The following is a 14,934-nucleotide window of genomic DNA, read 5'->3' as shown; positions in this document are numbered from 1 at the left end:
TTCCCGTTCCTGAGCATCTGCGCAGGTGGGACGCGCACAGGCTAGATAGGCTCCCGGAAAGCCTGCTTCATCTCTTGCGCTATCGCAGGAACTTTCACGAAAAAGCTAGGAGATCGTGGCGGCTGACAGTGCGTCGTTGACGGCGTAAATGGCGACAGCGGAGGCGGCTGCCACGTTGAGGGAATCAACTCCTCCCGCCATTGGGATCGTCACTGTCGCCGTGGACTGGGAGGTGGCACGGTGGGATAGCCCGTCGCCTTCCGTTCCAAACAGGAGGGCAACCTTCGAATCGGAACCGAGCCCGTTGCAGAATTCCCGCAGGCTCACCGCGCTATCGGATAGGGCCATGGCCGCGACATCCCAACCGTTTTCGGCAAGTGTGGACAGTCCGCCCGGCCACTGCGTCATCCTGGTCCACGGCACCTGGAAGACAGTTCCCATGGATACTCGGACGGACCTGCGATAGAGCGGGTCGGCACATCCGGGGCTCACAAGAACCGCATCGACACCGAGGGCCGCACACGATCGGAAGATCGCTCCCACGTTCGTGTGGTCAACGAGGTTCTCAATGATTGCGATAAGGCGGGCGTCTTCTAGCAGGTCAAGCGGCTCGGCCAGAACCGGCCTATTCATGGCCGCCATAGCGCCCCTGTGAAGGTGGAACCCGGTAATTGCTTCAAGGACTTCCTCGTCCGCGATGTAGACGGGGGTGTCTCCCCCGTCTGGACTGCCGCAGGCGGCCTCCACCCACGGGGTGATGGAGTCCAGCCACTTGGGCGCGGTGAGGAATGAGCGGGGCTTGTGGCCGGCCTGAACGGCTCTCATGATGACGTTCGTGGACTCCGCCATGTACAGTCCGCGCTCGGTCTCGAGCTTCTTTCGGAGCGCCACATCGGTGAGCGATGTGTAGTCGACAAGCCGATCATCGGCCGCTGTCAGTTCCACGTACACGGTGGTCCTTCCATGGTGAAGCGGCGGGTACCGAGGCACCCGCCGCTTCACACGGTATTGCTATCTGTTGATAATTTTGGGTCTACTTGTTCTCGTCCGGGTGCGGGCGATCCGGGTCCTGACCCTTGAGGTCGTCGCGGCGTGCCCGGCGGCCGGAGGTTTCGCCGGCCTCGGACGCTTCATCCGTGGCCCGTGCGGCTTCACCCTTCGCGGCTGCTAGAGCATCGTCGATGTCCGGCAGTGCCGTGTTGCGGAGCGCGTCGGCGACGTCGTCCTCGTCCTCGCCAAAGTCGACCTTCGGCTGGTACCCGTTGTCGTCAGTGTCGACGGTGGGCCCGTTCGGCTTGCCGCCGAAGCCCTGGGTAACGGAATTGAGTGCCTCGGTGAGCTCGGTCGGGATGATCCACATCTTCGACGACTCGGAGTCGGCGATCTTCGGGAGCATCTGAATGTACTCGTAGGCGAGTAGCTTGGGATCGGCGTTACCGCGGTGGATAGCGTCAAACACCTGAAGGATGGCGCGGGATTCGCCCTGTGCGCGGAGAATGGTGGACTGGGCATCACCTTCGGCGCGGAGAATCGCGGACTGCTTCTCACCCTCGGCGGTGAGGATAGCGGACTGCTTGATGCCTTCGGCGGTGAGGATGGCGGCACGGCGGTCACGCTCGGCCTTCATCTGCTGCTCCATGGCCGACTGGACCGTCGCCGGCGGGTCAATGGCCTTGAGCTCAACGCGATTAACGCGGATACCCCAGCGGCCGGTTGCCTCATCGAGGACGCCGCGGAGCTGACCGTTGATCTGGTCGCGTCCGGTGAGCGCCTGCTCCATGTCCATCGAACCGATGATGTTACGCAGGGTCGTAACAGCAAGCTGTTCAATACCGGCCATGGGGTTCGCGATCTCGTAGGTCGCGGCCTCCGGTCCGGTCACCTGGTAGTAAATAACGGTGTCGATGTTGACAACAATGTTGTCGGACGTAATAACGGGCTGGGGCGGGAACGGAACGACCTGTTCACGAAGGTCGACGCGCTGGCGGATCTGATCGATGAAGGGCACGAGAAAGTGCATGCCCGGCGTCAGTGTCCTGTGGTACTTGCCGAGCCTTTCCACGATCTGGGCCTCGCCCTGCGAGACAATCCGGACGGCCTTGAAGAGGGCCGCGCCGATGAAAAGAATAATAACAAGGAGCAGGATCCAGAGGATGATCTGTCCGGGTTCGAAGTTCTCGGGCATGATTCCTTACCTAGGGTGGACGATGGCGTGGGCACCGTCGATTTTTTGGACAATGACGATCGAGCCAGCCGGGATGACAGCCCCGTAGGTCCGAGCGGACCACACTTCACCGTCAAGCTTGATGCGGCCACCGCGCGCCGTCACATCGGACAGGGCCTCTGCCGGCATGCCGAGCAGAGCGGACGCGTTGGTCGCGGTGTCAGGAGTGGACCGCTGAAGGTGGTTCCTCGCCCACGGGCGCACCGTGAAAAGAAGGAGCACCGAAACTGCGGCAAAGACGAGGACTTGGATCGCCAGATTTTCTGTCAGACCAGCGGCACCCGCAGCGGCGAGTGCGCCGCCCGCCAGCATGAGGAATGTGAAATCGACCGTCAGAATCTCGATGATTCCGAGGACGATAGCGATAATCAGCCAGGCCATCCAGCTCATACTTTTCTCCTCCTGCTTGGGGCACTCCCAGTATAGAGCGACAAAGGTGACCCTCAGGCTACGACAGGTGCGCTCGAGCGGTGTAGCGCTCCCCAGTTTTCTCTAGATCAAGTTTGATGCCGAAGCAGTCTGACAGGTTCTCGCTGGTCAGCACATCGTCGACCGCTCCCGAATCAAGAACCGTGCCGTCCTTGATGAGCAGAACGTGAGTGAATCCTGCCGGGATTTCCTCCACGTGGTGTGTCACGAGAACCATCGAGGGAGCAAAATCGCCGTGAGCAAGCGTCTTCAACGAGCCCATGAGCTCCTCCCTGCCACCCAGGTCAAGACCGGCGGCGGGCTCGTCGAGAAGGAGGATCTCCGGGTCGGGCATGAGAGCGCGGGCAATACCAACGCGCTTCTTTTCACCGGAGGAAATCGAAGCAAACGTGCGGTCCGCGAGTTCCCCGACGCCCATGGTCGCAAGCAAGCCCCTGGCCCTCATGTCATCTTCCTCGTCGTACTTCTCCCGCCAGTGCACGGTCACGCCGTAAGCCCCGGTCCGCACGACGTCGTGGAGGCGCTCGGAACCGGGAATCCTGGAGTCGAGTGCCGAGGAGGCAAGGCCGATCAGAGGATGAAGTTCGGAGGCATTCGTCTTGCCGACCGTCTCTCCGAGGATTGTCACATTCCCCGTGGTCGGGAACAGGCGTGCGCCAGCGAGCTGGATGAGCGAGGTCTTTCCCGCCCCGTTGGGGCCGAGAATGACCCAGCGCTCACCCTCGCTCACGGACCAGTCCACGTGGTCCACAATGTTGCGGCCCCCGCGCCGCACCGTTACCTGCTGAAGTTCTAGAACATCTCCCATGGGCACGAGTTTAGTGCACCTCAGAAATGCTCGAGGACACGGGTGTAGAAGTCCATCGTCTTGACGGCGATCGACTCCCAAGAGAAGTGCTCTTCCACGCGCTTACGTCCGGCGGCTCCCATGCGGGCGGCGAGCTCCTGATCGGAGCAGACCTCGGTGAGCGCCGCTGCAAGATCAGCTTCGAAACGTTCCGGATCCTTCGGGGTGCCCGTGCCGTCATCGACCTGCTCGATCGGAACGAGAAGGCCCGTTTCGTCGTGGACGATGCAGTCGGGAATACCACCGGTGTCGGAGCCAACCACGGGAAGCCCACACGCCATGGCTTCGAGGTTCACGATGCCGAGGGGCTCGTAAACAGACGGGGTGACAAAGGTTGTCGACATGGACTGGAGGAAGACCATTTTCTCGTGGCTGAGGTGCTCTTCGATCCAGACGATTCCGTCGCGGTCCTTCTGGAGGTCCTCGACGAGGCCGCGAACTTCATCCACGATCTCCTTTGTGTCGGGGCGACCGGCACAGAGAATGACCTGGATTTCCTCGGGAAGCTGGGCGACGGCGCGGAGGAAGTGCGGCACACCCTTCTGGCGGGTGATGCGGCCAACGAAGATGACCGTTGGACGCTCCGGGTCCAGACCGTAGGAACGGAAGTACTCTTCTGCCTCATCCATGGAATCGGGCCGCTTCCAAGCATCGAGGTCGATGCCGTTGTGAATGACCTCGACCTTATCGGGGTCCACGTTCGGGTAGCTACGGAGAATGTCTTCCCTCATTGCACGGGAAACGGCGACGAGCCCCGCCGCCCCCTCGTAGGCGGTCTTCTCAGCAAAGGACGAGAGTTCGTAGCCGCCACCGAGCTGCTCGCGCTTCCACGGGCGCAGAGGCTCGAGCGAGTGGGCGGAAATGATGTGCGGGATTCCGTACATGAGTCCAGACAGGTGACCCGCAAGGTTCGCGTACCAGGTGTGAGAGTGGACGATATCGGCACCTTCGACGCCCCCGACCATTTGCAGGTCAACACCGAAGGTCTTGATGGCATCATTGCCTTCCAGCCCGTCGAGATAGTCGTAGCCGTTGACCGTGACGCCGTCGACCAGGCCCGCTTCGCGCGGCCCGTCAAAAGCATGGACGTGGACATCGGCGTGCGCCGCAAGCACCTTAGAGAGCTCAGCAACGTGGACACCGGCTCCACCGTAAATATTGGGCGGGTATTCGCGCGATAGTAAATCAACCCTCATTGGATGCACCTTTCTAGATGTCTGCAACTCCCTCCCCATCGTACCGATGGAAGATAAGAATTTCTGCAAACTCGGTGGTCCCCATCACTGTCTTGGGTATAGTTGTGGTTATGAGATCTAATCCCCGTGTCCTCGCCATTGTCCTCGCCGGTGGCGAAGGAAAACGCCTCATGCCGCTCACGGCTGAGCGCGCAAAACCGGCAGTTCCCTTCGGCGGCATCTACCGACTAATCGACTTCTCGCTATCCAATCTGGTGAACTCCGGGTACCTGAAGATCGTTGTCCTGACCCAGTACAAGTCGCACTCCCTCGACCGTCACGTCGCTAAGACCTGGCGCATGTCGAACCTCCTGGGTAACTACGTCGCCCCCGTCCCCGCCCAGCAGCGCAAGGGCAAGAACTGGTTCCTCGGCTCTGCGGATGCCATCTACCAGTCACTCAACACCATTGAGGACGAACGCCCCGATATTGTTGCCATTCTTGGCGCTGACAACATCTTCCGCATGGACTTCTCCCAGATGATTGAGTCCCACATTGATTCAGGCTTCCCCATGACCGTGGCCGGCATCCGTCAGCCCCTGTCGCTCGCGGACCAGTTCGGTGTCATCGACGCCGATCCGAACAACCCGGTCAAGATGAGGGCCTTCCTGGAGAAGCCGACGGATGCCACCGGTCTTAAGGATTCCCCGAACGAGGTGCTCGCTTCGATGGGCAACTACGTGTTCAACACCGACGCCCTCCTCGATGCCCTCAAGGCGGACGCCGAAGATGACAATTCGTCGCACGACATGGGCGGTTCGATCGTTCCGAAGTTCGTGGAAGCCGGCCAGGCCGGACTCTACGATTTCACCTTCAACGACGTCCCGGGTTCGACCGACAAGGACCGCAACTACTGGCGCGACGTGGGAACGATCGACGCGTTCTACGACTCAAACATGGATCTCATTGCCGTGTCCCCGGTCTTCAACCTGTACAACGACAAGTGGCCGCTCTTCACCGGCTACACGGGCCTTCCCCCGCCAAGTTTGTGTACGGGCACCACGAGCGGCTCGGGCACGCGCTGGACTCCCTGATCTCCCCCGGTGTCATCATCTCCGGCGGTGAGGTTATGGGCTCTGTCCTATCGCCCCACGTCCGGATTAACTCCTGGTCCTCGGTCCGCAACTCGATCCTGTTCGACAACGTCAACATCGGTCGTAATGCAACGATTTCGAAGGCCATTCTTGACAAGAACGTCAGGGTGGAAGAGGGCGCACAGCTTGGCATCGATCCCGAAGAGGACAAGGCGCGCGGCTACCACGTGACCGAGTCGGGTATCGTCGTCGTTCCGAAAAACACTATTGTGAAGAAATGACGTATCCCAACGAAGGGGACACGGTCCGTCTCGGGCTCGTGTCCCCTCGCCCTTTGTCCCAGGCCTATGTGAGCCACGCCCAGAACTACCTGGCATCCCGCACAACCGGGCTTCGCTTCGAGGAGGTGCCGGTCGAAGGCTTTGCCGCAGCAACCTTCTTCGGTACCGTCACAGGCTCCTTCGAGGGCTGGGAAGATGAGCTTGTTTCCCCTGCCACAGCCCTTCTCATCGACACCGCCCTCACGTGGGGTGATCTCGCCGAGCACGGCCCCGCCCTGATCGTCACCGATGTCGACTCCACCTTTATTCGCGACGAAGTGATCGAGCTCCTTGCCCGCCGGGCCGGCACCGAGGACGAGGTTGCGGCTGTCACCGACCGCGCCATGCGAGGCGAACTGGACTTCGGCGAGTCCCTACGTGATCGCGTGGCAACACTCAAGGACCTACCGGTCACCGTGATCGATGACGTGGCCAAGGACGTTGTCCTCACCCCGGGCGCCGACACGCTTGTCGAACTCGCCCACGCACGCGGCGCCACGTTCGGCCTCGTCTCCGGCGGTTTCACCAAGGTCCTCGACCCGCTTGCGACAAAACTCAAAGTCGACCAGTGGATCGCCAACGAACTTGAGGTAGAAGACGGTCTCCTCACCGGGCGCACCATCGGCCCCGTTGTGGACCGCGAAGCAAAAACCGCGCAGGTTCAGGAATGGGCGGACAGGCAGGGCATCCCGCTCTCCCGCGTTGTCTGCGTCGGTGACGGTGCCAACGATTTGGGGATGCTGGGAGTTGCCGGGCTCGGCATTGCCTTCCAGGCCAAGCCGGTGGTCCGTGAACAGGCCGACGCCAACATTTCCTTCAACCGCCTCGATGCCGTCGGCGCTCTCTTCGGGTGGGCGTAGGCCTCTCACACGCGAGGTACCAATGAAGCACGCCACGGGCTGCTGACGACAGACAAAACGGAACCGGCCCTTTTCTGGGACCGGTTCCGCTATCGGTGAGTATCCGAACTAGCGATCATGCTCAGTTCTTGGGCAATTCACGACCGGTTGCCGCCAGTCGTTGGGTCGCGGACCACCGGTTCATGCCGGGAGTGTTTGGCGAACGGGAACGAATCTAGTTTGCGAAGATTTCGACGATCTCGGCGGGGCCGTTCCAGTTCTTGAATTCGAGGACGATTGCGGTTGAGGGAGATACTCCCCCGCGGATTTCTTGGGCCCGCTCGCTCTCCGCTCCAAAGATTGCAGCTGCCTGGGAGATCGTGGGTTCGTGACCGACGACAAGAACGGTTTCGGCAGTGTCGGGAAGGGAATTGAGGAGCAGCAGGATTGTCTCGTGGGAACCGAAGTACAGATCGGATTCTTCCCTCACGTCCTCAACGTCGAGCTGGAGGAGTCGGAACGTTTCCTTGGTTCGGGATGCTGCGGAAACAAGCGCAACATCGAAGTCGAAGCTGGCGAGGTCCTTGCCTCGGGCCTTGGCCTGTGCCCTCCCCTCGTCATCGAGACGGCGAGCAATGTCGGGCGAGCCACCTGCCGCATTGGCGTGGCGCATGAGAACAAGTTTCATGGGTTAAGCCTAGCGCTTCTCATACCTGCGCTTCTCTCGTTCTCATCGAGGTGGCGTAACCTAGTGGTATGCGTAAACGAGCCGCCAAGATCGTGTCTGTGACATCGGTCCGGCGTGCCCTCGAGGAGGACATTAAGGGCCGGAGCCGACGCTACCTGTTCTCCATGATCGTTCGCATGGTCTGCTTCATTCTTTTCCTGATCATTCCGAGCTGGCCGGTGCGCATTGTTCTTGCGGCCGCCGCCGTTATCATCCCCGCTATCGCCGTCCTCGTAGCAAACGCGGGTCGTGAGAAGGGGCCCGCCCCAACCGTTGTTGAGCAGCAGGGACAGATCGAGCTCTATCGGAACACATCATTGGGGGAAGGAGAGTTCCTCCGATAATGAGCAAATACTCCTTCTTGGCCTCGCCTCGGTGGATCGGCCTCATCATCCTCATGATCCTTGCGTCAATAGTCTGCTACTTCCTTGGTGAGTGGCAGATGGGTCGCTACCACGAGAAGGTTGCGGCAGCCGAGCAGATCAAAGGAACCTGGGACCAGCCAACAACGACGATCGAGCAGGTTGAGGCTGACGAGGACGAGTGGCAGCTGGTGGAGATGACCGGGGAATTCGTACCGGATTCTCAGCTCCTGTTGCGTGGCCGTTCGGTGAGCGGCTCAGCCGCCTACCAAGTCATCAATCTCTTCGTTACCGAGAGTAACGGCGAACCAATCACCGTTATTGTGGATCGCGGATGGATTCCCCGTATCCAAGCCGATGGCGATGCTGGAGTGGAAGGATTCGTTCCCGAAGCTCCGACCGGAGAGGTGACAATCCAAGCCCGCACGCGGCCCTCCGAGCAACCTCATGACAGGGTTCCCGCAGAGGGATACCTATACACGGTCACGCCTGAAAAAGTGGTGGAGGCACTACCGGATTCGGTGACTGCCGGCCTGCCGGAGTTCTTTGATGGTCGGTTCGAACTGTCAGCGGATCAGCCGGGTAGCAATGCCGCGGGTGCACCCCAGCCCTATCCGAAGCCGTCAACCTCGCTTGGCTCTCACCTGGCATACACCTGGGAGTGGCGGTTCTTTGCGGTCGCAGCCCTGGCCGTTGTCCCAATCCTTGCCCGCCGCGAGTCTAAGGAGAACTCGTGGGTGGTTGACGGAGTCGATCTTTCCGAACTTGACCTCACCGATGAGGAGCTGCGGGACCTGGGGCTTCTCAAGGAAACCGAGAGGCCCTCACGCCGCCGTTCCGGCCCGACCGACGAAGAGATCGAGGACAGCATTCTCGACGAGGCCGGTAGCATCGGACGCTGACGACCGCGGCCCCGTCTTTCCACCGTCGTTCTCGACGTCCACGACATCCTCACCACCCACCCCGAGTAACCAGCGCAGTTTCGCGCAACGTTTACTGGTTTTTCGTGCGGGCGGCCCGCTACGTGGCATGGTCAACTATGTAGGAGGGTCGGTCTGTGGCGGACGGAATCAGGCGAGGGCGATGAGTTCCAGGTAGTCGTCCGACCAGAGATCCTCGTCCCCGTCGGGTAGCAGCAGGACCCGTTCAGGGTTGAGAGCTTCCACGGCGCCTTCGTCGTGGCTGACGAGAACAACCGCCCCCTCATACGTGCGTAGCGCACGGAGGATTTCCTCGCGTGAGGCCGGGTCGAGGTTGTTCGTCGGCTCGTCGAGCAGGAGAACATTCGCGGCCGACACGACGAGGGTTGCGAGGGCCAGACGGGTCTTTTCGCCACCGGACAGGACGCCCGCCGGTTTGTTGGCATCATCCCCGGAGAACAGGAACGAACCAAGAACGTTACGAACATTTGTGTCATCGAGATCAGGGGCGGCTCGCCTCATGTTCTCGTATACGGTCGCACCCGTGTCGATCGTCTCGTGTTCCTGTGCGTAGTAGCCAAGTTTGAGGCCGTGGCCGGGTTGAACCACTCCGGTATCGGCCTCTTCAATGCCTGCCATGATCCGCAGGAGCGTTGTTTTACCTGCACCATTGAGGCCGAGGATGACGACCTTGGAGCCGCGGTCGATCGCCAGGTCCACGCCGGCGAAGACCTCGAGCGAGCCATAGCTCTTCGACAGCTCGTGGCCGGTGAGCGGCGTTTTTCCGCAGGGAGCCGGGGTGGGGAACCGGAGCGCTGCCACCTTGTCGGCAGACCGTTCCGCCTCGAGTCCCTGCAGCATCTTCTGGGCTCGCCTCGCCATGTTCTGGGCGGCCACGGCCTTCGTGGCCTTCGCCCTCATCTTGTCGGCCTGCGCCATGAGGGTTGAGGCCTTCTTCTCGGCGTTGGCCCGTTCGCGGCGGCGTCTCTTCTCGTCCGTCTCGCGCTGTTTGAGGTAGAGCTTCCAGCCCATGGAGTAAACGTCGAGCTCCGCCCTGTTTGCGTCCAGGTGCCACACGTTGTTGACGGTTTCATCGAGCAGTTCGACGGAGTGGGAGATGACAACGAAGCCACCCGAGTAGTTCCTCAGGTAGTCGCGAAGCCACAAGATTGAGTCGTGATCGAGGTGGTTTGTTGGCTCATCGAGGAGGAGAGTTTCGGCCTGGGAGAAGAGGATCCTGGCAAGTTCAACGCGGCGGCGCTGACCGCCGGACAGTGTTTCGAGCGGCTGGTTGATAACGCGGTCGGGAAGACCAAGGGCAGCCATGATCGATGCTGCTTCGGAGTTAGCCGCCCATCCGCCTGCCGCAGTGAACTCTGCATCGAGGCGGACATAGCGTTCCATGGCCTTTTGTTGCTTCGCTCCCGTCATGGTTCCCATGTCGGTTTCGGCCTTGCGGATCCTGCGGATTGTCTCGTCGATCCCGCGGGCGGACAGGACCCTGTCGCGGGTCAGTATGCTCAGGTCGCCGGTGCGGGGATCCTGCGGAAGGTAGCCGATCTCGCCAGAGCGAGTGATGTGCCCCGTGTGTTCAATAACGTCGGAGGTAACGCCCTCCCCGGCGAGGAGGCGGGTCAGGGTGGTCTTGCCTGCACCGTTGCGGCCGACAAGACCAATCCGCATACCCTTGTCGATGCGGAAGTTCGCATCCGTCAGGAGTTCGCGGGTACCGATTCGCATCGAGACGTTCTGGCCAATAATCACCGTGACAGTGTATCCGTAACACCCATTATCCCGCGATCAGGAGGCTGGTGATGTGCCGTACCTGTCGGCGGCAGGAACGAGCGCTTCGGTGTTTCAGTACATGGCGGGGGTGATCGCACCGGGGTCGGTGATAGTGGCGTACATGAGTGCCCAGTCGGTGTCTTCGGAGACGGTGAGGACGGCGTAGGGTCGGTCAACGTTGATGATAACGGGCTCTTCCTGGCCCGGTGCAGCACCTGCCTCGCCGATAATTTCGGTGACGGCCGAGGCGGCAATCCCCTCATCGTCAAGCTTGAACGTTGCTTTCTGAACAACGATCTCAACCGAATGCTGCTCCGACTTCGAGAATCCAGCCAGGCCACAACCTTCTTCCTTCGCGTCGATGTTCGGTAAGCCAATATCATCCTTGTACTTAAGGACATCGGTTTGGGAGTCGAAGTCAACCGCGGGAATACGCAGGTGCACATCCGTAGGCTCTCCGGCGTCCTCCAGGTCCCAGTCATCGGCGGTCAGGTCGGCGGGATCGATGACTTCATCCGGGTAGAACACGTAGGTTGTATCGGGTGAGTCCGTTGGCAGTTCCAGGATCGTGCCGCGGTCCGCCTCCCGGGCAGTAACGTTTCCCGGCAGGTAAACTCCGCGCACATCTTCCACCTGACCATCTGAGCTGGTGAACTCGAACGTCGTCTTCGTCGCATCACCCTGCCATTCGGTCTCGTAGTGCATGGCGGTGATGAAACCCGTCGCAGTATTTTCGGGTAGCGGAACTGGTAGCTGGGTTTGGAGGCCGCCGGTTGACTCCTCAACCCACGAGTCAAGGGCAGGCTGGAGATTGGTGAGAGAGTCCGAGAACAGGTCCGCATCATAGGATTCGGCAACATTCTCGAGAACGTCCAGCCTCGTATCGGGCACCCCCGTATTGTGTGCAACGGCAGCGCTGAACCCCGTCACGTATTCCTCGCCGCTCTTATTGGCAGGCCGCAAAAGACCCGGATAGATCGTCGACCGCGAGCCGTCCTCCACGCCCAGGAATTCGTTGATTTCGGTGAGTGTCTCGCACTGGGCGCCCTCCCCCGCCATTGCCAACGCATAGCTGAGCGACGCAGGTGAAATGAGGCCGTTGTCTGCGTCTTGCGCCCGCAGGACGTCAATCGAAGATTCCAGCGAGGCATCGGTTGCCCGCTCGTACTCTTCATCGGTGACAACGTGACTGGTTTCGCTATCCGGCGTCGTTGTCTCCTCGCCTTCGGGTTCGTCTGCCGAGGTGCCACATGCGGCAATGGTCAGCAACAGTGCCGTTGCCAGTACTGTCTTCTTCATCATCTGCTCGTTCCTTTTCGGTCGATCTCGTCTGCTGGTGCCGCGCCCATGCATTGTCCAAGCACGGTGCTTGCACGCCCAACGGGTCTGCTTTTGACGTGAGGTATGCCGACTTACGGCATTGCTACCGGCGCGATTTGTTGTTGCGACCTCGATGCGATCTAGTTCCGCACCGTCGGGTCACCGATCATTCCGTAGAGAATCGCCCATCCAGTTTCCTCATCGACCGTCATGACAGCAAAAGCGCGGTCCACCGCAATGATCTTCGCATTCGTCCCAGGCCTATCTGGTGTGGTCGTTTCTCTCCCCGGCTCCACCACATCGCCCACGTGATCGGCTGCGATTCCGTCCACCCCGAACTCGTAGGAAGCATGCTGGCTGGCAAGGCTTCCTTCGGCCGAAGCTCCAAAGCCAGGATTCTCGCAACCGGAGGCGAGAAACGATTGGTCCCCAAGATTTTCAACGTTGGTTGTCACACTTGCGGAAAGGGTCGGGACGGTCAACACAACCTCCTGGCCCTCGCCGGGAATTGCCCAATCGTCGGCCGTCAGATCCCCAAGAGTTCCTGCAACATCCGGATAGTACAGATAGGTGCTGTCGGGTGATGTGGTGGGAAGCTCGAGGATCGTGCCACTATCCGCCTCCCAAGCCAGGGCCGGCAACTCCAGAGCCGGAACCGGCTCCCGCCTGCCGTCCTCAAACTCGAAGTCCAGGGTTGTCACGTCTGCACTCGCGCTCCACGTACTCCAGTAAGAAAGATTGAGTAGAACTGAATAGTCGGCAGAAGCCGACAGCGGTGCCGCCAAACCATCGCGACGACCGTCCGAAGCATCCAGGGCCCACATGTCAGCCGTTATCCCGATCTCGCTCTCAGGGACCGTCATATGGGATAGGGAGTAGCGTTCCGCGAGATCCGACAGTGCTTCGTTGTCGGCACGTCCCGTCGTCGAATTCGACAGAATCAGCCCGGAGAGCCGTGTCGCATAATCGGCCTCTTCTCGCCCAGCCAGGTCAGCTGCGAGAGACAGGTAGGTGTTTTCCCGCTCTTCAGCGGGTACTCCCAAGGCACTCACCAACGCTTCCTCATTCGTGCAGACCGCACCGGTTCCCGCGATCACCATCGAATAGCTGATCGAAGCTGGTGACACAACGGCATTGCCGCCCTCCTGCCTTCTCTCGTCCACCACTGTTATCGCGAAGTCGAGCGAAGCACGAGTAGCGTCGTCCCTAAAGTCTGAGGGGACCTCGGGGTCAGTCGAAGGCGCAACCGTTTCCGCAGTCACCGTGACGGTCGGCTCCGGGTCATTGCCGCCCGAGCACGCGGAGAGGACGACTGCGCTCGCGGCGATCGCCCACACTGCTTGTTTCTTCGACATACCCCTATCTTCACCGCGACAGTCCTCTATCGCGACTTGTAAAACGTGGACATCTCCCCCGTCCGGTTAGCTGACCGGCGGACGTGGCGGCTCTACTTAGCTGCCACCCACGAAGCAGCACCCTCGCGAAGCCGCAAGGAGAAGCGAGAAGACGGCCCTGCGGCCACGCGTGAAGTCTGCACAGGGAAGATGAGCAGTGACCTGATGCTCACCGCGGGCACATTTCCCCGTGTCGCATCACGTTACGAGGGAAAACGGTGCGCACTGTAGCACCTTTGACCTGCGCGACCCACATGCAACCCATTTTAGCACTTACCCGCAAGGTCGATACTTCGCACCCAAATCCCTGCTTCATACTCGGATCTTTTCGAGGGAAGAAAACACCCAAGCGAGACCCCTCCGTTAGCTCGGGTGTTTCGGCCTCGGGCTATTCACCGGTTGGCACGAGGCGCGGCACCAGCCGGACAAGGAAGACCATGGCAACGAGTTCGATAAGCGTCTGGTGACCACGACCAGCGACGCTAGGTCCAAAGCCGGAGGAAGGGCGAGCACCAGCGGAAGTACGACCAGCGAGTTGCGAGTCACGCCGCTGAATACGAGAGCACGCCGACCGGCCACATCCAGACCGGCGACCCTGCCAACGACGGTCCCAACTGCGACCATGATCGCGGCGAAAAGGACAAAGACCGGAACGACGAGAAGGACGGACCCGAGCCTCTCACTCACCCGCGCTATTTGGGAGGCAACCACGGTGGCTAGCGTGACAACCATCAGCGGCACCATCAAGCCCATGACAGTTGCTCGAACCTTCCCTGCAATCCGCAAGCGGGCCGCAGCAAATTGAGTGAAAGCGGCGGCCGTGAGGGGCGGGGCGATCATGAGGACGAATGCCTCAACGAAAGGCTCGAACTCTACGGAGCCGACAAAGTCCGAGCCAACGAAATGCCACAAATACAGTGGTAGCAGGAACATCTGGGCAATCATGAGTAACGGAGTGGCCGCCAAGAGCCGCTCCGCGTCGCCGCCCGCAAGGCCAGCAAAGACAATAACGTAATCGATGCAGGGGGTTAGGAGCACGAAAAGTACGCCGACAAGGAGGACCTGGTCATTCGCGACAATCTGCGTCAGTGGCCAAACAAGGAGCGGAACGAATGCGAAGTTAGTGACGAGAATAGTCGACAGGAAACGCCAGTCTCTGAATGCTCGGCCGATCCGTCCAAATGGAATGCCGAGAAACGTGGCGTAGAGCAACAGTGCCAACACAGGATGGATCGCGAGCTCTGCCGGGTATGCAACCTCGGGCCAGGCCAGCCCGACCAAACCACCGAGAACGAGCCCGGTAATGTAGAGCACAACCTGATGCTCCTCCATCCAGTTCACGACCGGCCGCATGCGCATCCCATCCGATTCTCACTGTATTTACTTGACACTGGTCAATTAAACACGAGGCCTAAGCGTCGATTGCCGGCCATGCCGAGAGCCCTCGCGTTGTCGAACGAACAACGAAGTCACGCAATAAATCTGACTCCGGGCCATC

At 60.5% G+C, this 14,934-nt stretch carries 13 protein-coding genes and 1 pseudogene; 4 read left to right on the top strand and 10 right to left on the bottom strand.

Going from position 1 to position 14,934, the window contains the following annotated elements:
- Positions 1-105: 105 nt before the first annotated feature.
- The 5 genes from EJ997_RS02645 to glgA all read right to left on the bottom strand — a co-directional run bounded on the left by EJ997_RS02645 (position 106) and on the right by glgA (position 4,696).
- Positions 106-951: a TrmH family RNA methyltransferase gene (locus EJ997_RS02645; RefSeq protein WP_126703211.1), complete on the bottom strand. Its 846-nt coding sequence runs from the start codon at positions 949-951 to the stop codon at positions 106-108.
- Between the two features lie 82 nt (positions 952-1,033).
- Positions 1,034-2,185 (bottom strand): SPFH domain-containing protein, encoded by a 1,152-nt coding sequence (locus tag EJ997_RS02640; RefSeq protein ID WP_126703210.1) that lies wholly within the window; start codon positions 2,183-2,185, stop codon positions 1,034-1,036.
- Positions 2,186-2,191: 6 nt separating this feature from the next.
- The gene (locus EJ997_RS02635) at positions 2,192-2,614 is read right to left on the bottom strand and encodes an NfeD family protein (protein WP_126703209.1); all 423 of its coding nucleotides are present in this window, start codon (positions 2,612-2,614) and stop codon (positions 2,192-2,194) included.
- Positions 2,615-2,672: 58 nt separating this feature from the next.
- Positions 2,673-3,461 carry an ABC transporter ATP-binding protein gene (locus EJ997_RS02630; RefSeq protein WP_126703208.1) on the bottom strand — a complete coding sequence of 263 codons (789 nt, stop codon included), beginning with the start codon at positions 3,459-3,461 and terminating at the stop codon, positions 2,673-2,675.
- 20 nt (positions 3,462-3,481) lie between these two features.
- Complete coding sequence (gene glgA / locus EJ997_RS02625) at positions 3,482-4,696, bottom strand: glycogen synthase (protein WP_126703207.1); 1,215 nt, start codon at positions 4,694-4,696, stop codon at positions 3,482-3,484.
- 110 nt (positions 4,697-4,806) lie between these two features.
- Between glgA and glgC the strand changes: the two are divergent.
- A pseudogene (glgC, locus tag EJ997_RS02620) lies at positions 4,807-6,050 on the top strand (glucose-1-phosphate adenylyltransferase).
- Positions 6,047-6,949, top strand: coding sequence for a phosphoserine phosphatase SerB (gene serB / locus EJ997_RS02615; RefSeq protein WP_126703206.1), 903 nt, complete (start codon positions 6,047-6,049; stop codon positions 6,947-6,949). The pseudogene glgC and the gene serB overlap by 4 nt, the downstream one beginning before the upstream one ends.
- Positions 6,950-7,163: 214 nt before the next feature.
- Here serB and EJ997_RS02610 read toward each other — a convergent pair whose 3' ends face one another.
- Entirely contained in the window at positions 7,164-7,616 is a 453-nt protein-coding gene (locus EJ997_RS02610; protein ID WP_126703205.1) for a SixA phosphatase family protein, read from the bottom strand.
- Between the two features lie 68 nt (positions 7,617-7,684).
- On the opposite strand from EJ997_RS02610, the gene EJ997_RS02605 reads away from it, so the two are divergent.
- Complete coding sequence (locus EJ997_RS02605; protein WP_126703204.1) at positions 7,685-7,999, top strand: DUF3099 domain-containing protein; 315 nt, start codon at positions 7,685-7,687, stop codon at positions 7,997-7,999.
- Entirely contained in the window at positions 7,999-8,919 is a 921-nt protein-coding gene (locus tag EJ997_RS02600; RefSeq protein ID WP_126703203.1) for an SURF1 family protein, read from the top strand. Before EJ997_RS02605 ends, EJ997_RS02600 begins: the two co-directional genes overlap by 1 nt.
- Positions 8,920-9,087: 168 nt before the next feature.
- On the opposite strand, the gene abc-f is transcribed toward EJ997_RS02600, so the two are convergent.
- From abc-f to EJ997_RS02580, 4 genes are all read right to left on the bottom strand, one after another.
- A complete protein-coding gene (abc-f, locus tag EJ997_RS02595; protein ID WP_323052623.1) occupies positions 9,088-10,701 on the bottom strand; it encodes a ribosomal protection-like ABC-F family protein in 1,614 nt (537 codons plus the stop codon).
- 93 nt (positions 10,702-10,794) lie between these two features.
- Positions 10,795-12,024 carry a serpin family protein gene (locus tag EJ997_RS02590; RefSeq protein WP_164719735.1) on the bottom strand — a complete coding sequence of 410 codons (1,230 nt, stop codon included), beginning with the start codon at positions 12,022-12,024 and terminating at the stop codon, positions 10,795-10,797.
- 158 nt (positions 12,025-12,182) lie between these two features.
- Positions 12,183-13,397 carry a serpin family protein gene (locus tag EJ997_RS02585; protein ID WP_126703201.1) on the bottom strand — a complete coding sequence of 405 codons (1,215 nt, stop codon included), beginning with the start codon at positions 13,395-13,397 and terminating at the stop codon, positions 12,183-12,185.
- A 402-nt stretch (positions 13,398-13,799) separates the two neighbouring features.
- Positions 13,800-14,795: an arsenic resistance protein gene (locus tag EJ997_RS02580; RefSeq protein WP_228201560.1), complete on the bottom strand. Its 996-nt coding sequence runs from the start codon at positions 14,793-14,795 to the stop codon at positions 13,800-13,802.
- Between the last annotated feature and the right edge of the window lie 139 nt (positions 14,796-14,934).

This window comes from Flaviflexus ciconiae (assembly GCF_003971195.1).
GTDB lineage: Bacteria > Actinomycetota > Actinomycetes > Actinomycetales > Actinomycetaceae > Flaviflexus > Flaviflexus ciconiae.
The sequence above is the reverse complement of the archived record's forward strand: the minus strand, read 5'-3'. Positions and strand labels throughout refer to the sequence as shown.